The sequence below is a fragment of the Phytomonospora endophytica genome (assembly GCF_014202425.1).
Classification (GTDB): domain Bacteria; phylum Actinomycetota; class Actinomycetes; order Mycobacteriales; family Micromonosporaceae; genus Phytomonospora; species Phytomonospora endophytica.
This window is the reverse complement of the sequence record NZ_JACHGT010000022.1, coordinates 100,861-119,055: the sequence shown is the minus strand read 5'-3', so window position 1 is coordinate 119,055 and position 18,195 is coordinate 100,861. Positions and strand designations below refer to the sequence as shown.

Annotated in this window: 17 protein-coding genes and 1 pseudogene; 16 read left to right on the top strand and 2 right to left on the bottom strand. The window is 71.0% G+C overall.

All coding sequences use genetic code 11. The features are described 5' to 3' along the window. Positions 1-2: 2 nt before the first annotated feature. The 11 genes from HNR73_RS36225 to HNR73_RS36175 all read left to right on the top strand — a co-directional run bounded on the left by HNR73_RS36225 (position 3) and on the right by HNR73_RS36175 (position 12,312). Positions 3-833, top strand: coding sequence for an SDR family oxidoreductase (locus HNR73_RS36225; protein WP_239122332.1), 831 nt, complete (start codon positions 3-5; stop codon positions 831-833). A 334-nt stretch (positions 834-1,167) separates the two neighbouring features. After that, entirely contained in the window at positions 1,168-2,112 is a 945-nt protein-coding gene (locus HNR73_RS36220) for a TIGR01777 family oxidoreductase (protein ID WP_184792573.1), read from the top strand. Between the two features lie 104 nt (positions 2,113-2,216). Further along, positions 2,217-4,196, top strand: a complete 1,980-nt coding sequence (locus HNR73_RS36215; RefSeq protein ID WP_239122331.1) for a HelD family protein — start codon at positions 2,217-2,219, stop codon at positions 4,194-4,196. Positions 4,197-4,232: 36 nt separating this feature from the next. After that, positions 4,233-5,579: a replication-associated recombination protein A gene (locus HNR73_RS36210; protein ID WP_373316642.1), complete on the top strand. Its 1,347-nt coding sequence runs from the start codon at positions 4,233-4,235 to the stop codon at positions 5,577-5,579. Continuing rightward, positions 5,576-6,118 (top strand): hypothetical protein, encoded by a 543-nt coding sequence (locus tag HNR73_RS36205; RefSeq protein ID WP_184792572.1) that lies wholly within the window; start codon positions 5,576-5,578, stop codon positions 6,116-6,118. The genes HNR73_RS36210 and HNR73_RS36205 overlap by 4 nt, the downstream gene beginning before the upstream one ends. Before the next feature lie 144 nt (positions 6,119-6,262). Continuing rightward, positions 6,263-6,724, top strand: coding sequence for a DUF948 domain-containing protein (locus tag HNR73_RS36200; protein WP_221331300.1), 462 nt, complete (start codon positions 6,263-6,265; stop codon positions 6,722-6,724). Then, positions 6,724-7,017 (top strand): hypothetical protein, encoded by a 294-nt coding sequence (locus HNR73_RS36195; RefSeq protein WP_184792570.1) that lies wholly within the window; start codon positions 6,724-6,726, stop codon positions 7,015-7,017. Before HNR73_RS36200 ends, HNR73_RS36195 begins: the two co-directional genes overlap by 1 nt. Continuing rightward, positions 7,014-9,698 (top strand): alanine--tRNA ligase, encoded by a 2,685-nt coding sequence (gene alaS, locus HNR73_RS36190; protein ID WP_184792569.1) that lies wholly within the window; start codon positions 7,014-7,016, stop codon positions 9,696-9,698. The genes HNR73_RS36195 and alaS overlap by 4 nt, the downstream gene beginning before the upstream one ends. A 61-nt stretch (positions 9,699-9,759) precedes the next feature. Continuing rightward, entirely contained in the window at positions 9,760-10,233 is a 474-nt protein-coding gene (gene ruvX, locus HNR73_RS36185; protein WP_184792568.1) for a Holliday junction resolvase RuvX, read from the top strand. Positions 10,234-10,295: 62 nt separating this feature from the next. Further along, positions 10,296-11,486: an endolytic transglycosylase MltG gene (gene mltG, locus HNR73_RS36180; protein ID WP_184792567.1), complete on the top strand. Its 1,191-nt coding sequence runs from the start codon at positions 10,296-10,298 to the stop codon at positions 11,484-11,486. Position 11,487: 1 nt separating this feature from the next. Further along, positions 11,488-12,312: a shikimate dehydrogenase gene (locus tag HNR73_RS36175; protein ID WP_184792566.1), complete on the top strand. Its 825-nt coding sequence runs from the start codon at positions 11,488-11,490 to the stop codon at positions 12,310-12,312. Here the strand turns inward: HNR73_RS36175 and HNR73_RS36170 are convergent. Continuing rightward, positions 12,309-13,205 carry a GNAT family N-acetyltransferase gene (locus tag HNR73_RS36170; RefSeq protein WP_184792565.1) on the bottom strand — a complete coding sequence of 299 codons (897 nt, stop codon included), beginning with the start codon at positions 13,203-13,205 and terminating at the stop codon, positions 12,309-12,311. The genes HNR73_RS36175 and HNR73_RS36170 overlap by 4 nt on opposite strands. Positions 13,206-13,246: 41 nt before the next feature. After that, the gene (locus HNR73_RS36165) at positions 13,247-14,134 is read right to left on the bottom strand and encodes a GNAT family N-acetyltransferase (RefSeq protein ID WP_184792564.1); all 888 of its coding nucleotides are present in this window, start codon (positions 14,132-14,134) and stop codon (positions 13,247-13,249) included. Between the two features lie 66 nt (positions 14,135-14,200). Here HNR73_RS36165 and HNR73_RS36160 point away from each other — a divergent pair, with 66 nt between their 5' ends. The 5 genes and pseudogenes from HNR73_RS36160 to aroQ all read left to right on the top strand — a co-directional run bounded on the left by HNR73_RS36160 (position 14,201) and on the right by aroQ (position 18,046). Then, positions 14,201-14,791: a prepilin peptidase gene (locus HNR73_RS36160; protein WP_184792563.1), complete on the top strand. Its 591-nt coding sequence runs from the start codon at positions 14,201-14,203 to the stop codon at positions 14,789-14,791. Positions 14,792-14,871: 80 nt separating this feature from the next. Beyond that, a complete protein-coding gene (aroC, locus tag HNR73_RS36155) occupies positions 14,872-16,050 on the top strand; it encodes a chorismate synthase (protein WP_184792562.1) in 1,179 nt (392 codons plus the stop codon). Further along, positions 16,047-16,535 (top strand): annotated as a pseudogene (locus tag HNR73_RS40435) (shikimate kinase); the annotation flags it as partial. The gene aroC and the pseudogene HNR73_RS40435, both read left to right, overlap by 4 nt. Next, on the top strand, positions 16,515-17,612 hold the full coding sequence (gene aroB / locus HNR73_RS36150; protein ID WP_373316644.1) for a 3-dehydroquinate synthase: 1,098 nt from the start codon (positions 16,515-16,517) through the stop codon (positions 17,610-17,612). The pseudogene HNR73_RS40435 and the gene aroB, both read left to right, overlap by 21 nt. Further along, a complete protein-coding gene (gene aroQ / locus HNR73_RS36145; protein ID WP_184792560.1) occupies positions 17,609-18,046 on the top strand; it encodes a type II 3-dehydroquinate dehydratase in 438 nt (145 codons plus the stop codon). The genes aroB and aroQ overlap by 4 nt, the downstream gene beginning before the upstream one ends. Positions 18,047-18,195 lie beyond the last annotated feature (149 nt).

The following is an 18,195-nucleotide window of genomic DNA, read 5'->3' as shown; positions in this document are numbered from 1 at the left end:
GCGTGGCCCGTCTGCTGGTCACCGGCGCCAGCGGTTACGTCGGTGGCGCGGTCGCCCGGTGCGCAACGCGCGCCGGGCACCGCGTGACCGGGACCTACCATCGCGCGCCCGGTGACGTCCCCGGTGTCGACTGGGTGCGCCTCGACATCCGCGACCGTTCGGACGTGTCGGCGTTGTTCGCCTCGGCCGGTGCCGAGGCGGTCGTGCACACCGCGGTCGGGACCAGCCTCGACGACTGGGAGTGCATCGCCGACGGGGCCGCGCACGTCGCGGTCGCCGCCGCCGCGCGGGGGCTGCGGCTGGTGCACCTGTCGAGCGACGCGGTGTTCTCCGGGACGCGAGCGCCCTACGACGAGTCGGCGTTGCCCGAACCCGTCAACCGCTACGGCGCGGCGAAGGCCGCCGCCGAGACCGTCGTGCGCGCGGTCGACCCCGCCGCGGTGGTCGCGCGGACCTCGCTGGTCATGGGCGACGGCGAGAGCAAGCACGAGCGTTTCAGCCTCGACCTCACGCGCGGCCGGATCACCGGGGCCCTGTTCGACGACGAGATCCGCAGCGCCGTGCATCCCGAGGACCTGGCGGCGGCCCTCGTCGAACTGGTGACCGGCGACTTCGCCGGCGTGATCCACCTCGGTGGCGCCGACGCGCTCGACCGGCACGCCCTGGGACGCCTGATCGCGCAGCGGGAGGGACTCGACCCGGCGACAGTTCCGGCGGGCAGGGGAGCGGACCTGGGCGTACCGCGGGCGGCGGACACGACGCTCGACAGCGGACTGGCCCGGAAGGTGCTGCGCACGCGCCTGCGCGGGGCACGGGAGTTCCTGGGGGAGTAGGGGCGGCTTCCTCGGTACACCCTCGGGGGGGCGACTCGCGGCAGGGAGTTTCCGGGGGCTCTCTCGGCGAAATCCTCGCCGGAACCGGAAATCCCCGTCGGAAAATGTCACAGCTCGCCCGTATCGTGATTTGTGGGGCCCCTTTGGAGTGATGGGCGGAGTCCGCGTTTCCGTTCGGGCGCGGGCGTCGCGCGCTGCCCATGAGCAGCTCAGTCGATAACGGAAACTTATGTCCGTCCCTCCGGATTCGGCATCGTCTGACGTCAACGACCTGCCGCGACGCACCCGCCGGCACTTTTTTGAACACGTTCAACTTTCGCGCTACGCTCTCCCCATGAAGGTCGTCATCCCCGGAGGCACCGGACCCGTCGGCGCCGTCCTCACCCGCGCACTGCTCGCCCGAGGCCACGAGATCGTCCACCTCAGTCGCCGCCCACGCGCGGACGCGGCCGTCCGCACCGTCGCCTGGGACGGTCGCGGCCCCGGACCGTGGACCGCCGAGATCGACGGCTGCGACGCCGTCGTCAACCTCGCCGGCCGCAGCGTCAGCTGCCGCTACACCCCTGAGAACCTGCGCGAGATGATGGACTCCCGCGTCGACTCCACCCGCGCCGTCGGTGCCGCCATCGCCGCCGCGACGAACCCGCCGCCCGTCTGGCTCCAGATGAGCACCGCCACCATCTACGCCCACACCCACGCCGAACCCAACGACGATTCCGGCGTGATCGGCGGCGAAGAACCCGGCGTTCCCGCCTACTGGGCCTTCAGTGTCGACATCGCCCGCGCCTGGGAACGCGCCCAGGCCGAGGCCGACACCCCCGCCACCCGCAAAGTCGCCCTCCGCGCCGCCATGGTCATGAGCCGCGACAAGGGCAGCGTCTTCGACACGCTGCTGCGCATGACCCGCCTCGGCCTCGGCGGCCCGGTCGCCGGCGGCCGCCAGTTCATCTCCTGGATCCACGCCGAGGACTTCGCCCGCGCCGTCGCCTTCCTCATCGACCGCGACGACATCGACGGCACCGTCAACGTCGCCGCTCCCGGCCCGCTCCCGCAGCGCGAGTTCATGCGCCACCTGCGCGCCGCCGCGAAAATGCCGGTCGGTCTCCCCGCCACCAGGTGGATGGCCGAACTCGGCGCCCTCGCGATGCGCTCCGACACCGAACTCCTGCTCAAGAGCCGCCGCGTCGTCCCACGAAGGCTGCCCGAGAACGGCTTCGACTTCGCCTTCCCCGAGTGGCCCGAAGCGGCCGCCGACCTCGTCGGGCGAGCAGAGAGGTAAGCTCGCCACCCCCGTCGCAGCCGGGCGCTGACGGACGTGCCGAAGAGCACGGCCGGGCCTAAGGCAGTGGGCCCCACAATCCACCGAGCCGAAGGCGCTTCACCATGCCTCACGCCATGTCGACCGACGCCGCCCACGACACCGCACTGACCACCGAGCTCGCCGCCGAGCGCGAACATCTGCTCGCCTCCCACGCCGCCCTCGCCCGCATGCGCGACCGGACCACCGGCCTCGGTGACGTCGGCGGCAACGCCTTCTCCAGTGAGGCGCTCGGAAAGGCCCGCGTCCTGCGGCTGAAGGAACTCGTCGACCTGCCCGACATCCCGCTGTTCTTCGGGCGCCTCGACTTCCCGAGCGAGCAGTTCCACGTCGGCCGCCGCCACGTCGTCGACGACACCGGCGAACCCCTCGTCCTCGACTGGCGGGCTCCCGTCTCGCGCCTGTTCTACCAGGCCAGCGTCCGCGAGCCCATGGAGGTCGAGCTGCGCCGCCGCTTCGGGTTCGACGGCGGCCACCTCACCAGCTTCGAGGACGAACGCCTCGACGCGGGCGGCGAGGAGACCAGCAGCGCGCTCCTGGCCGCCGAGATCGAACGGCCCCGCGTCGGTCCCATGCGCGACATCGTCGCCACCATCCAGCCCGAGCAGGACGACCTCGTCCGCGCCGGGCTCGCCGACTCCATCTGCGTCCAGGGCGCCCCCGGTACCGGTAAGACCGCCGTCGGCCTGCACCGCGCGGCCTTCCTGCTCTACACCCACCGCGACCGCCTCAAACGCAACGGCGTCCTGGTCGTGGGCCCCAACACCGCCTTCATGTCCTACATCGACCAGGTCCTGCCGACCCTCGGCGAGGTCGACGTCACCCAGGTGACCGTCGACGACCTGATGGCTCCGCTGGTGCTGAAGGGCACCGAGGCCGAACACGTCGAGATCCTCAAACACGACGTCCGCATGGCCGAGCTCCTCCACCGCGCGGTGTGGAGCCACATCAGCCGCCCCGACGGGACCGTCACCGTCACCGACGGCGGCTGGCGCCACCGCATCCCCGAAGAGGACGTCCTCCGCTTCATCGACGACACCCGCCGTGAAGGGCTGCCGTACCACCTCGGCCGCGAACGCGTCCGCGCGCTGACCGTCGGCGCCGTCCAGCGCAGCATCGAACGGCGCACCGGCGAGTCGCCCACCGAGGGCTGGCTGCGCAAGCTCGGCCGCTCGAAGACCGTCACGGTCCTGCTCGACGCGGTGTGGCCCGCGCTCGACCCCCGCAAGCTGCTCACCCGCCTGTACACCGACGCCGGCTGGCGCGCCGAACTCAACCGCGACCTGTTCACCGACGAGGAGCTCGGCCTGCTCGCGTCGAAGACGAAGGCGCCGAAGTTCACCCGCGCCGACGCCGTCCTCGCCGACGAGATCGCCGGGCTGCTCGACCGTCCCGTGGGTTTCGGGCACGTCGTCGTCGACGAGGCGCAGGACCTTTCGGCGATGCAGTGCCGGGCCGTCGCCCGCCGCAGTCCGCACGGGTCGATCACGGTCCTCGGCGACCTCGCGCAGGGCACGTCGCCGTGGGCGGCGCGCGACTGGTCGGTGTCGATGGAGCACATGGGCAAGCCCGACGGCCGTGTCGTCGCCCTGACCACCGGCTTCCGCGTACCCGAGTCGATCATCGCGCTGGCCAACCGGCTCCTCCCGGCCCTCGACGTGGACGTCCCCGAGGCGCTCTCGCTGCGCCGGGACGGCCTGCTGGATCTGCGGGAGACCACCGAACTCGGCGGCGAACTGGCCTCGGCGATCGCCGACGCCCTGACCTTCGAGGGCTCGGTCGGCGTGATCGCGACCGAGGAGACCCTCGACGCCGTGCGGGCGTCCCTGCCCGAGGACCACGAGCGCGTGACCCTGATGCCCGCGTCCCTGGCCAAGGGGCTGGAGTTCGACCACGTGATCGTGGCCGAGCCGGCCCGGATCGTGGCCGCCGAGGCCCGTGGGCTGCACCGTTTGTACGTGGTGCTGACGCGCGCGGTGTCCCGGCTGACCATCGTGCACACCGAGCCGCTGCCGGAGATGCTGACGGCGGATCCGGCGGCGTGATCGGCGCGTCGCCGCCTGCCGGTATCGTCAGCGGGCGTGGATGAGCCTGGACTGTTCGACATCGGTGAGGCGGCCGCGGCGAAGCCGGTGGAGATCGACCCGAACGCGCCCCTCGCCGTGCGGATGCGCCCCCGGACCATCGACGAGCTGATCGGGCAGGAGCACCTGCTGGTGCCGGGCGGTCCGCTGCGGCAGCTCGTCGCGGGTGAGGCGCCGCTGTCGGTGATCCTGTGGGGCCCTCCGGGGACGGGCAAGACGACGATCGCGCAACTCGTCGCGGGCTCGGGCGCGCGCCGGTACGTGCCCTTGTCGGCGCTGTCGGCGGGCGTGAAGGAGGTCCGCGCGGTCATCGCCGAGGCGAAGATGCGCCGCCGCAGCGGTGTGCAGACCGTCCTGTTCATCGACGAGGTGCACCGCTTCACCAAGACGCAGCAGGACTCGCTGCTCGCGGCCGTCGAGGACCGCACGGTGACGCTGCTGGCGGCCACGACGGAGAACCCGTACTTCTCGGTGGTCTCGCCGCTGTTGTCGCGGTGCGTGCTGCTGACGCTGGAGCCGCTCACCGACGAGCACATCCGCACGCTGGTGAAGCGGGCGGTGACCGACGAGCGTGGGCTCAACGCCGAGGTGACCCTGTCAGCCGAGGCCGAGGATCACCTCGTCCGGCTCGCGGCGGGCGACGCGCGCAAGGCCTTGACGGCCCTCGAAGCGGCGGCGAGTTCGGTGCGGGCGACCGGCGAGAAGGTCATCTCGGTCGAGGTGGCCGAGAAGGCGGTCGACACCGCCGCGGTCCGCTACGACCGCGACGGTGACAGTCACTACGACGTGGCCAGCGCCTTCATCAAGAGCATGCGGGGTTCGGACGTCGACGCCGCCCTGCACTATCTGGCCCGGATGATCGTGGCGGGCGAGGATCCGCGGTTCATCGCCCGGCGGCTGGTGATCTTCGCCAGCGAGGATGTCGGGATGGCCGATCCGACGGCACTGCAGACGGCGATCGCGGTGGCCGACGCGGTGGCGTTCATCGGGATGCCCGAGGGCGGTATCAACCTGGCGCACGCGGTGATCCACTGTGCGACGGCGCCGAAGTCGGACGCGGTGATCTCGGCGCTGGGCGCGGCCTTGACCGATGTGCGGGAGGGGCGGATCGGTTCGATCCCCGCCCACCTGCGCGACGCCCATTACAGCGGTGCCAAGGAAGTTGGTCACGGCGTGACCTACCGGTCTCCGCACAAGGATCCGCGCGGTGTGCTGACCCAGGACTACGCGCCGGAGCCGGTGCGGGGGCGCACGTACTACGTGCCGAGTCCGCACGGCGGGGAGCGCGAGGTGGGGGAGCGGGTGGCGAAGCTGCGGCGGATCGTGAGAGGCGAGGCGACGTGACACGTGTCGTCGACGCGTTGCGGCGGCACAGCGCACGGGAGGCGCGGCTGCGGCTGACGACGTACGCGGTGGCGGCCGCCGCGGTGCTGAGCGTGGTGCCGGTGGTGTTGGTGGCGCGCGAGGTGAGCGAGGACCCGGTGTTCGTGGCGCTGGACGACCTGGGCCTGCCGGAGTGGGCGGCGGGTTCCCCGGTGGACGCGGCGCACGGGAGCCGCTGGTGCGTGGGGGAGTGCCGGACGCGGGAGCGGACGTGGACCTCGGAGCGGGATCTGCCGGCGACGCGGGAGGCCTTCGGTGCGGCCTTGGAGCGTGACGCGTGGGAGCCCCTCGTCGTGGAGGGCTGTCCGCCGTCGGTGGACATCATCGGGGTGTACGCGTGCTGGTCGCGGGACGAGTACGTGCTGGATCTGTGGGTGCGGCCGTTGCCGTGCGACGCGACGGATCTGGCGGCGCGGGACAGGTGCACGGGGGCGATGGCCACGGCGGTGGTGCGCAACCGGGTCGCCGACGGCAGGCGGTCACTGACGGCGGGGGCTTGACTTCGACAGCCCTACGCCGCTAAAGGGCGTGTCCGGCGCGAGCGGTAAGGTCAGCGTCGTTGTCCGCTTCGGGCGGCCACTTCCCTAGACTCACTCGCCACGCAAGGGGGACCTGTGTCGGTTTCGCCTGGAGAAATCGCCGGTTTGATCGCGGCAGGCGCATTCGTCGTTCTCGTACTGTTCCTGATCCGGCCTTTGTGGAGGCTCGGCGCGACGATCGACGCGGCGACCAAGACCGTGCAGGACATCGACAAGCAGATCGTGCCGATTCTCGGCAACGTCAACACCACGATCGACAACGTCAACACCGCGCTCGTGCAGGTCCACTCCTCGCTGGACGGCGTGAACATCCAGCTGGAGCGGCTGGACACGATCACCAACCACGCGCAGGCGGTCACCGCCAACGTCGCCAACATCTCCTCGATCGTCGGCGCGGCCGCGTCGAGCCCGCTGGTCAAGGTCGCCGCGTTCGGTTACGGGCTGCGCAAGACCGTGTCGCAGCGCAAGGCCGCCGACGAGGACCGCGAGGTCCGCGGGCAGATCAAGGCCCGCAAGGCCGAGGCGAAGTCGAGCCGCCGCAGCGGCCGCCACGCCAAGGGGGCGTGATGGTCAAGCGGCTGTTCTGGCTCGGTCTGGGGCTGGCGGCGGGCGCGATCGTGGTGCGCCAGCTGACCAAGAAGGCGGAGAAGTTCACCCCGGGCGGCATCGCCGACTCGGCGCGTAAAAGCGCTGTCGGGGTGGTCGATTCCGCACGTAGTTTTGTTGCAGACGTCTTCGACAACATGCACGAGCGTGAGGCGGAGATCCATCAGGCGATGGCCGAGGGCCACCTGATCGACTTCTCCGCCGATGAAGACGATGACCCGTACGACGATCGAGAGGGTGGCTACCGCCGATGAGGACCGCGGAAGTCAAGCGACGGTTCCTGGCTCACTTCGAGAAGAACGGACACACCGTGGTGCCCAGCGCACCGCTTCCGGCAATCGATGATCCGAACCTGCTGTTCATCAACGCCGGCATGGTGCAGTTCGTGCCCTACTTCCTCGGACAGGCCGAACCGCCGCACTCCCGCGCCGTCTCGGTGCAGAAGTGCATCCGCACGCCTGACATCGACGAGGTCGGCAAGACCAGCCGCCACGGCACGTTCTTCCAGATGAACGGGAACTTCTCCTTCGGCGACTACTTCAAGTCCCAGGCGATCCGTTTCGCGTGGGACCTGTGCACGATGCCGCTGGACAAGGGCGGGTACGGGATGGATCCCGACCGCATCTGGCCGACGGTGTACTTCGAGGACGACGAGGCCTTCGACATCTGGGAGCGCGAGATCGGGCTGCCCAAGGAACGCATCACGCGTCTGGGCAAGGGCCCGAACTTCTGGTCGATGGGCATCCCGGGGCCGTGCGGCCCGTGTTCGGAGCTGTTCTACGACCGCGGCCCCCAGTACGGTCAGGCGGGCGGCCCGGCGGTCGACGAGGACCGTTACATGGAGTTCTGGAACCTCGTGTTCATGCAGAACATCCGTGGCGAGGGCAGCGGCAAGGAGGACTACCCGATCCTGGGCGACCTCCCGAAGAAGAACATCGACACCGGCATGGGCCTTGAGCGCATGGCCTCGATCCTGCAGGGTGTCGACAACCTCTACGAGATCGACGAGGTCCGCCCGATCCTCGATCGCGCGACCGAGCTGACCGGCGTGAAGTACGGCGTGTCGAAGTCGCAGGTGGCTGCGGAGTCGCACCCCAACGACGTGCGCCTGCGGGTCATCGCCGACCACGTCCGCACCGGCCTGATGCTCATCGGCGACGGCGTGACGCCCTCCAACGAGGGCCGCGGCTACGTGCTGCGCCGGATCCTGCGCCGCGCGGTCCGCGCGATCCGCCTGCTCGGCTTCGAGGAGCCGGCCTTCCCGCACCTGTTCCCGGTGGCGCGCGACTGCATGGCGCCGTCCTACCCGGAGCTGGAGTCGGACTACGAGCGCATCTCCCAGTACGCCTACGGCGAGGAGGAGGCGTTCCTGTCCACGTTGCGGGCGGGCACGACGATCCTCGACACCGCCGTCAAGGAGGTCAAGGGCGAGGGTGGTTCGGAACTTCCCGGCAAGCGGGCCTTCGAGCTGCACGACACCTACGGCTTCCCGATCGATCTGACCTTGGAGATGGCGGCCGAGCAGGGCCTGACCGTCGACGAGAAGGGCTTCCGCGCGCTCATGACCGAGCAGCGGCAGCGCGCGAAGGCCGACGCGGCCTCGCGGAAGTCCGCGCACGCCGACAAGTCGGCGTACACGAGCCTGCTCACCGAGAACGGCCCGACCGACTGGGTCGCCTACGAGACCCTGGAGTCCGAGGCGAAGGTCCTGGGGATCCTCGCCGACGGCGCGCCCGTCGACCGCGCGGGTGAGGGCGACATCGTCGAGGTCATCCTCGACCGCACGCCCTTCTACGCCGAGTCCGGTGGTCAGCACGCCGACGCGGGCACGCTGACCGGTCCCGGTCTGTCGGCGGAGGTCCTCGACGTGCAGCGGCCCGTCAAGCGGCTCGTCGCGCACAAGGTCCGCGTGACCGGCGGCGAACTCGGCGTCGGGCAGACCGTGCACGCCGCGGTCGACCCGGAGTGGCGGATCGGGGCGCGTCAGGCGCACTCCGGCACCCACGTCGTGCACGCCGCGCTGCGCCAGGTCCTCGGGCCGAGCGCGCTTCAGTCGGGTTCCTTCAACCGGCCCGGTTACCTCCGCCTGGACTTCTCGTGGCGCAAGGGCCTGTCGAACACGACCCGCAGCGAGGTCGAAGAGGTCGCCAACCTGGCCGTTCGCAAGGACCTGCCCGTCGCGGTGGAGTACATGCCGCTGGGCCGGGCGCGGGAGATCGGCGCGCTGGCGCTGTTCGGCGAGACCTACGACGAAGAGGTCCGCGTCGTCGAGATCGGCGGCGAATGGTCCCGCGAGCTGTGCGGTGGCACGCACGTGTCGCACTCCTCGCAGATCGGGCCCCTGGTGGTCACCGCGGAGTCGTCCGTCGGTTCCGGGCAGCGGCGCATCGAGGCCGCGACCGGTATCGAGGCCTACCAGTACCTCGCGCGCGAACGCGACCTGGTAACGCGCATCAGCGAGGAGCTGGGCGCGCCCCGGGGCGAGCTCGCCGAGCGTGTCTCGGCGCTGGTGAAGCGGCTGAAGGACGCCGAGCGGGCCTCGGAGAAGCTCACCGAGCGTCTCCTGGGCGCCGAGGCGGCCGAGTACGCGGCCCGCGCGGCAGACGTCGCGGGGGTGGCGTTCGTCGCCGTCCTCGACGATGACAAGGATTCGCGCAAGCTGTCCCAGGCGATCCGCGACCACATCCCCTCGACCCGTCCGGGCGTGGTGGCGGTGGCCGCGACGAAGGGTGGCAAGGCCTCGCTCGTGGTGACCGTGAACGCGGCGGCGAAGTCGGCGGGTCTGTCGGCGAAAGAGCTGGTCAAGGCCGCTTTCTCCGGTCGCGGTGGCGGCAGCGACGACGTCGCGCAGGGCGGCGGCGCCCCGGCCTCGGAGGCCAAGGGGCTGCTGAGCACCGTGGGTGAGCGGGTCGGCCGGATCGTGGCGGGAGAGTAGCGCCGGGTGCCGGGACGAGACCGCGTCGACGCTGGTCATCGACGCGGTTAAGATCGCCCGTGTGTCGGAGAACGAACCCGAGCCGGCCGCGTTCACGCGTGGACGCAGGCTGGCCGTGGATGTGGGCAAGGTACGCGTCGGGGTCGCCATGAGCGACCCCGATGGCGTGCTTGCCTCACCTTTGGTGACTCTCGCGCGCGATCTCACCACAAAAAAGGGCGTTCCCACCGATATCGCCGCGCTCGTCGATCTCGTCGAGGAGCATGAGGTGGTGGAGATCGTCGTGGGACTTCCCGTCACCCTGGCCGGGACAGAGAGCTTCGCGGCGCGTGAGTGCCGCAAGTACGCGGGCCTTCTTGCCCGAACGGTCGAGCCCGTTCCGGTCCGTTTGGCCGATGAGAGGCTCAGCACCGCCTCGGCAAGCCGTAGGCTGGCGGAGCGGGGCGTCAAAGGCCGGCGCCGGAAGGCCGTCGTGGACCAAGCGGCGGCCGTCGAGATCCTCCAGCAGTACCTGGAGCGGCAGCGGCGTATCTGACGCCGTGCCGCGATCGTCCTCGTAGTCGTGGTCGCCATGACCGAACCCGTTGGGAGAGCGCCGTGTCCGTGCTTGACGATTTCGCGCGCACGGGAGAGGACCGTCCTCGCCCCAAGAGCCACCGTAAGAAGAAGAAGGGCCGGACCGGCGTCACCTTGCTGCTGGTCGTGGTCCTCTTCGGTGGTCTGGTCGCCGGGGGCTGGTGGGGCTTCGGGAAGCTCCAGGACGCTTTCGCCGCCGAGGATTATCAGGGTACGGGCACCGGTGAGGTGGAGGTGACCATTCCCGACGGCGCGTTGGGCTCGGACATCGCCAACATCTTGTACAACGAGGGTGTGGTCAAAAGCGGTGCGGCCTTCGTCGAGGCGTGGGACGCCAACCCCGATTCGAGCAAGGTCCAGCCGGGCACGTACACGCTGCGCAAGGAGATGTCGGCGGAGTCGGCGCTGGAGCTGCTGCTCTCGCCCGACAGCCGCGTCAAGAACGGCATCACCATCACCGAGGGCAGGCACTCCTTCGACATCTACGACATCCTCTCGGAGAAGACCGGGGTCGACGTCAAGGACTTCAAGGAGGCCGCGAAGGACACCGAGGCCCTCGGCATCGACGACTCCTGGTTCGAGCGGAACACCGACGACGAGAAGATCGTGAAGAGCGTGGAGGGTTTCCTGTACCCCGACACCTACGACTTCACCAAGGAGGACACCGCCGAGAGCATGCTCAAGGAGATGGTGTCGCGGTTCATGGCCGTCGCCGACGAGATCTCGTTCAAGGAGACCGTCGAGTCGACCTTCGAGGGGAAGGTGAGCCCGTGGGAGGCGCTGAACATGGCGTCGATGTCGCAGGCCGAGGCCCTCAAGGACGAGGACATGGGCAAGGTCTCGCGGGTCGGTTACAACCGCATCTTCGGGATCTCCACCGGCGATTTCGTCACCGGCCTGCTCGAATACGACGTCACCTGGAACTACGGTGAGCTGATGGCCGGCCGCAAGGCGCTGGCCTCGAAGGACATGGACATGAACGTGCTTCGTGACCCGGACAGCAACAAGTGGTCCACGCACGCTCACGAGGGCCTCCCGCCGACGCCCATCGGGAACCCGGGCAAGCCCGCCCTCGAAGGCGCGATGAACCCGCCGGACGGCAAGTGGCTCTACTTCGTGGCCGTCGACAAGGACGGCACCACGAAGTTCGCCGAGACGCTCACCGAGCACGAGCAGAACATCCTGGAAGCACAAGCGAACGGGGTCTTGTGACATGACCGGCCCGGTCCGGAAGGCCGCCGTCCTCGGTTCACCGGTGACGCACTCGCTGTCACCGGTGATCCACAACGCCGGTTACGCCGCGGCGGGCCTGACCGGGTGGGTCTACGACAGGCACGAGCTGACCGCCGACCGGCTGCCCGCCTTCCTCGACGGGCTCGACGTGTCGTGGGCGGGACTGTCGCTGACGATGCCGCTGAAGGAGGCGGCCCTCGACGTCGCCGACGAGGTGTCGCCGACGGCTCGCGCGATCGGCGCGGCGAACACGCTCGTCCTGCGCGAGGGCGGCCGCTTCGCCGAGAACACCGACGCGCCGGGCATGGTCGACGCACTGCTCGACGCCGGGATCGAGAAGGCCAACACCGTCGCCGTCCTCGGCGCCGGCGGCACGGCCCGCGCGGCGGTCGCCGCGGCCGTCGACCTCGGCGCCTCCGACATCGTCGCCTACGCCCGCCGCCCGGAGTCGCTCGCCGACCTTACGGCCGTGGCCACCGAACTCGGCGCGCACCGCTTCACCGGCGCCAGCTGGACGCAGGCCCCGGCCTGTTCGGCGGCCGACCTGGTCATCTCCACCGTCCCGCGCGGTGTCGCCGACGACCTGGCGGTGTCGTGGGGTGCGGGCACGACCCTGTTCGACGTGCTCTACGACCCGTGGCCGACGCCCCTGGCAGCCGGCGCCATCGAGGCCGGCTGTGTCGTCGTCGACGGGCTCGCGCTGCTGCTGGCGCAGGCCGTGCGGCAGTTCGAGCTGTTCACGGGCGTCGACGCGCCCGTCGAGGCGATGCGCGCGGCCCTGCGTGAAGCCGTCGCCGCCCGCTAGATCGCGCCGGTGACGACCCGCAGTCTGGTGTGCTCGCGGTAGCCGAGCCGGGTGTTGACCGCCAGCATGGCGGTGTTGCTCGCGTCGTTGTTGGTGAACGCCTCGGTGATCCCCTTCGCGGCGGCGCGGCGCAGGGCGTGGGCCTTGACCACGCGCGCGAGCCCGCGTCCGCGGTAGCCGGCGAGGGTCCCGGCCAGGCCGCTGAACATGCGCGTCCCGGCCGACTCCACGCAGGCCAGCGAGACGGGCAGGTCCCCGTCGTAGGCGACCATGCTCGCCTCGGCGTCGAAGATGGGGATACCGACGATCGCGCGCAGCCATTCCTCGTAGGGCATGGACTGGAAGGGCGTGTCACCGGGCACGTCGAGGCTCACCGCGCCGTCGAGTTCATAGACCGGGCGCAGGTCGGCGATGTCGGCCATGGACCGCAGGGTGATCCCGTCGGGAAGCGCGGGAGGCGCCGGCACGTCGCGCGGGTCGACCCGTGAGATCCGCTCGGTGCGGCTGAGCGTCATTCCCCGTGCGGTGGCGAAGGCCATGCCGTCGTCGTCCCCGGTGCGCACGATCAGTCGCGTCATGCCGAGCCCGCGCAGGTAGGCCAGCGCACGTTCGTGGAGGGCACCACCGATGCCGCGGCGCCGGGAATCGGGCGCGACCATCAGGGCGAGTGTGGCGACCCCCGGATCGGCCGACTCGAAGTCCACCCGGCAGATGGCGGCGCCCTCGACGACGCCGTCGACCTCGGCGAGAAGGGTCAGCCGCTTCTCGGCGGGCGGGCTGTCGACCTCCCGGGCGCGGATCAGCGCCTCGGTAAAGACCTGGAAGGGATAGCAGGTGGTCCACAGCGCGAGGACCGCGCCGTCGTCGGTGGGGGTGGCCTTACGCAGGATCATGCGGCCACCATGCCGCAGCCGGCCGGGTGTTGTCACGCCGTTTAGCCAACGGGCCGGACCATGGTGAGCTCTTCGAGCGCGGGCCGGTAACCCAGCCAGGTGTTGACCGCGAGCATGGCGGCGTTGTCCTCGGTGTTGGCCGTGTACACACTCATCACGCCCTTGGCGGCGACCTTGTGCAGGGACACGGCCTTGACGAGCCTGCCCAGGCCCTTGCCGCGGTGATCGCGGGCGGTCCCGGCGAGGGAGTTGAACGCGCGGTCGCCGTCGCTGTTGATGAACGTCAAGGCCACCGGGACGTCCCCGTCGTAGGCGACGATCGAGCAGTCCCGGTCGGCCACGGGGGAGTTGACGGCGAACTTCAGCCAGTCCTCGTAGGAGAAACCGGGCCCGCGCTCGCGACCGGGCATGTCGGCACCGCACTCCCGGTAGAGCTCGTAGACCGGTGCGAGGTCTTCGACGGCGGCGAGCGGGGTGAGCGTGATGCCCTCGGGAATGCGCGGGACGGGCGGTGCCTGTCGCGGGTCGGTGCCGGAGATCCGCCATACGCGGCCGGGCGTGAAACCGTGCGCCTCGGCGAAGGCCCTGCCTTCCGGGCCCGTCACCCGTCCTTTCAGCCGTGTCGCGGGCAGCGTCGCCAGATGCTCGGCCAAGGCGGCGTGGATCGCCGAGCCGACGCCACGGCGGCGCGCGTCGACGGCGACGCTGATCGTCTCGGCCGCCGTCGTGCGATCCATGACCTCCAGCTCCACCGACCCCGACCCGACGACCCGGCCGTCCACTTCGGCGACCACCGACGCCCTGCGCAGCGCGGGATCGGGCAGGAAATAGCGGATCATCCGCTCGCTGACCAGGACATGCGGATGGCACACCGCCGCGAGGGCGGCACGCGCCGCGGCGTCTTCGGGCACGGCCGGTCGGATCAACATCCGCACAGCATGCCCGACGCCCGCCGCCAACATCGACCCCGTCCTATTTGCGCGCTATGAGTAGACATGGGGATGGTCTACTCCGTCCTCTTCGCCGGTCTCCTCGGCCTCGCCTGCGCCCGCCCCCTCGGTGCCGCCGTCGGCGCCCACACCACACCGAACATCCCCGTCCTCACCATCACCACCATGGGACTCCTCGCCGCACTGGCCTTCACCCCACGGCCCCTCCCCGTCACCGCCGTCCTGGCCGCCCTCACCGTCCTCGGCGTCGCGCTCGCCGCCGTCGACACCGCCCTCCACCGGCTCCCCGACGCGCTCGTCCTCCCCGCCTGGCCGCTCACCGCCGCCACCCTCGCGCTCACCGGCGACCGCGCCTCCCTCACCCGCGCGCTCGCCGCCTCCGCCGTCTGCCTCACCGCCTACGCCGCCGTCCACCTCGCCGCCCCGGCGGCACTCGGCTTCGGTGACGTCAAACTCGCCGCCCTCCTCGCCCTGCCCCTCGGCCGGCTCTCCTGGACCACTGTGGCGACGGCCACCGTGTGCACCATCGCCATCGGCGCCCTGTGGGCCCTGGCCGCCGCCCGCGCCGGCCGCACCCACCTTCCGTACGGACCGTCGATGCTGCTCGGCGCCCATCTGGCCGTCCTCCTGGCCTGAACCCGCACCCGTCCCGAGGCCTGGGACGCGCCGCTCACCTGCTGACCGGTCACCGCCGCCTGCGTGACACACTTGCCACCGTGTTGCGTTGGATGACTGCCGGAGAATCACACGGACCGGCCCTGGTCGCGATCATCGACGGCCTCCCCGCCGGCGTCGCGGTGACCACCGAGGCCATCACGACCGAACTCGCCCGCCGCCGCCTCGGTTACGGCCGCGGCGCCCGGATGAAGTTCGAGCGGGACGAGGTCGAGATCATCGGCGGCGTCCGCCACGGGCTCACCCTCGGCTCGCCCGTCGCGATCCGCGTCGGGAACTCCGAGTGGCCCAAATGGGAGACGGTCATGTCGGCCGACCCCGTCGACCCCGCCCTGCTGGCCGAACAGGCCCGCAACAAACCGCTGACCCGCCCGAGGCCCGGCCACGCCGACCTCGCCGGGATGCAGAAGTACGCCCACGACGACGCCCGCCCGATCCTCGAACGCGCCAGCGCCCGCGAGACCGCCGCGCGCGTCGCGATCGGCACCGTCGCCAAGGCCTTCTGCAAGCAGGCCATCGGCATCGACGTCCTCTCCCACGTCGTCGCCCTCGGCGACGTCGCCGCCAAACCCGGGATCCTCCCCGAGCCCGGCGACGAGGCCCAGATCGACGCCGACCCCCTCCGCTGCCTCGACCCCGACGCCTCCGTGCGCATGGTCGCCGCCGTCGACGACGCCAAGAACGACGCCGACACCCTCGGCGGAGTCGTCGAAGTCCTCGCCTACGGCGCCCCGCCCGGACTCGGCTCGCACGTCCAGTGGGACCGCAAACTCGACGCACGCCTGGCCACCGCGCTCATGTCGATCCAGGCGATCAAGGGCGTCGAGATCGGCGATGCCTTCACTCAGGCCCGCTCGCGCGGCTCGGCCGCCCACGACGAGATCGTGGCCACCGCCGACGGCGTCAAGCGCCTCACCGACCGCGCCGGCGGCCTTGAAGGCGGCATCACCACCGGTGAAGCCGTCCGCGTCCGCGCGGCGATGAAGCCGATCTCGTCGCTCACGCGGCCCCTGTCCACCATCGACGTCGCCACCGGCGAGGCCGCCGCCGCGATCGCGCAGCGCTCCGACGTGTGTGCCGTGCCCGCCGCGGCCATCGTCGCCGAGTCCATGGTCGCCTTCGTCCTCGCCGAGGCCGCGCTGGAGAAGTTCGGCGGCGACTCGGTCGGCGAGACCCGGCGCAACCTCGCCGGCTACCTGGAGAACCTGCTGATCCGATGAAGCCCGTCTGCGTGATCGTCGGCCCGCCCGGCTCCGGCAAGACCACCGTCGGCGCCGCCCTCGCCGAACGCCTCGGCGTCGCCTTCCGCGACACCGACCTCGACATCGAGACCCTCGCCGGGAAACCCATCCCGGAGATCTTCATCGACGAGGGCGAAGACCACTTCCGCGCCCTCGAACGCCAGGCCGTCGCCGACGCCCTCACCGGGCACGACGGCGTCCTCGCCCTCGGCGGCGGCGCGATCCTCGCCGACGCGACCCGCGCGCTCCTCGGCGGGCACCGCGTCGTGTTCCTCAACGTCGGGCTCACCGACGCCGTCCGCCGCGTCGGACTCGGCGCCGGACGGCCCCTCCTGGAGATGAACCCCCGCGCGACCCTCAAGGTCTTGATGGACCAGCGGCTGCCGCTCTACCGCGACGTCGCCACCGTCACCGTCGAAACCGACGACCGCGACCCCGCCGGGATCGTCGACGAGCTGCTCGCCCACGTCGGCGAACGGCCCGTTCGCATCCCCTTCGGCGGCGCCGCCGACTACGACGCCGTCATCGGCCGCGACCTGTGGTCGCACGTACCCGAATACCTCACCGGCGCCGCCCAGGCCGCCATCCTGCACACCGCGCCCCTCGCCGAACGCGCCGCCGCGCTAGCCGTGGCCGTCGCCGACGCGGGTGTCCGGCCGCTGCTGACCGAGGTTCCCGACGCCGAGGCCGCCAAGTCGGTCGAGGTCGCCGCGGCCTGCTGGGACCACCTCGGCGCCGCGGGCTTCACCCGCACCGACGTCGTCATCGGCCTCGGTGGAGGCGCCGTGACCGACCTCGCCGGTTTCGTCGCGGCCGCCTGGCTGCGCGGTGTGCGCGTCATTCACCTGCCGACCTCCCTGCTGGGGATGGTCGACGCCGCCATCGGCGGGAAGACGGGCGTGAACGTCGCCGCGGGCAAGAACCTCGTCGGCGCCTTCCATCCCCCGGCCGTCGTCCTGTGCGATCTGTCCACACTGGAGTCGCTGCCGTCCGCCGACCTCGCCGCGGGGCTCGCCGAGGTCGTCAAGTGCGGTTTCATCGCCGACGCCGAGATCCTCCGACGCGTCGAGGCCGACCCGAAGGCGGCCCTGGTCGCCGATTCGGCGTTGTTGGCCGACATCGCCGCCCGCGCCATCCGCGTGAAGGCGGAGGTCGTCACCGAGGACCTCCGCGAATCCGGGCGTCGTGCCTTCCTGAACTACGGGCACACCTTCGCCCACGCCATCGAGAAGGTCGAGAACTACCGGTGGCGCCACGGCGACGCCGTCGCCGTGGGCATGGTCTTCGCCGCGCACCTCGGCCGCCTCACCGGTCGTGTCGACGTGGTCGGCAGGACCGTGGCGATCCTGGAGTCGCTGGGACTCCCGACCCACTACGAGGCCGGGAAGTTCGATGGGCTGCTCGCGGCCATGCGCGTCGACAAGAAGTCGGTCGGCGCGACGATGCGTTTCGTGCTGCTCGACGCGATCGGCCGGCCGGCCCTCGTGGACGACGTGACCGAGGAGCAGCTCCGCACCGCCTACGCCGAGGTGAGCGCATGACCACCGACGTCCTGATCCTCAACGGGCCGAACCTCAACCGGCTGGGCACCCGTGAGCCGCACATTTACGGTAGTACCACCTACGCCGAGTTGGTCACGCTCTGCGAGCTGGCCGCGAAGGAACTGGGACTCAACGCGGACGTCCGGCAGACCAACGCCGAACACGAGCTGCTCGCATGGCTGCACGAAGCCGCCGACAACGAGACGCCGGTCGTGCTGAACGCGGCGGCGCTGACGCACACCTCGGTGTCGGTGGGGGACGCGTGCGCGATGCTCACGGCGCCGCTCGTCGAGGTGCACATTTCCAATGTGCACAAGCGCGAGGCGTTCCGGCACCACTCTTATGTGTCGGCGCACGCCGACGCGGTGATCGTGGGGGCCGGCGTGAACGGGTACCGGCTGGCGCTGCGGCACCTGGCTTCGCTGGGGGAGTGAGGCGGGCCGCGCGGTTCGCCCGCCGCTAGACGCCGCCCGCAGTCCGGTGGCCCGTGGAGTCCTCGCTCTCCGCCAGTCGTACCCAGGGCCGTCTTCGCGCTTCGCCTTTGCAGCCGGCCCTGCCTCGCCCACCCCGCCCGGCTCTCGCT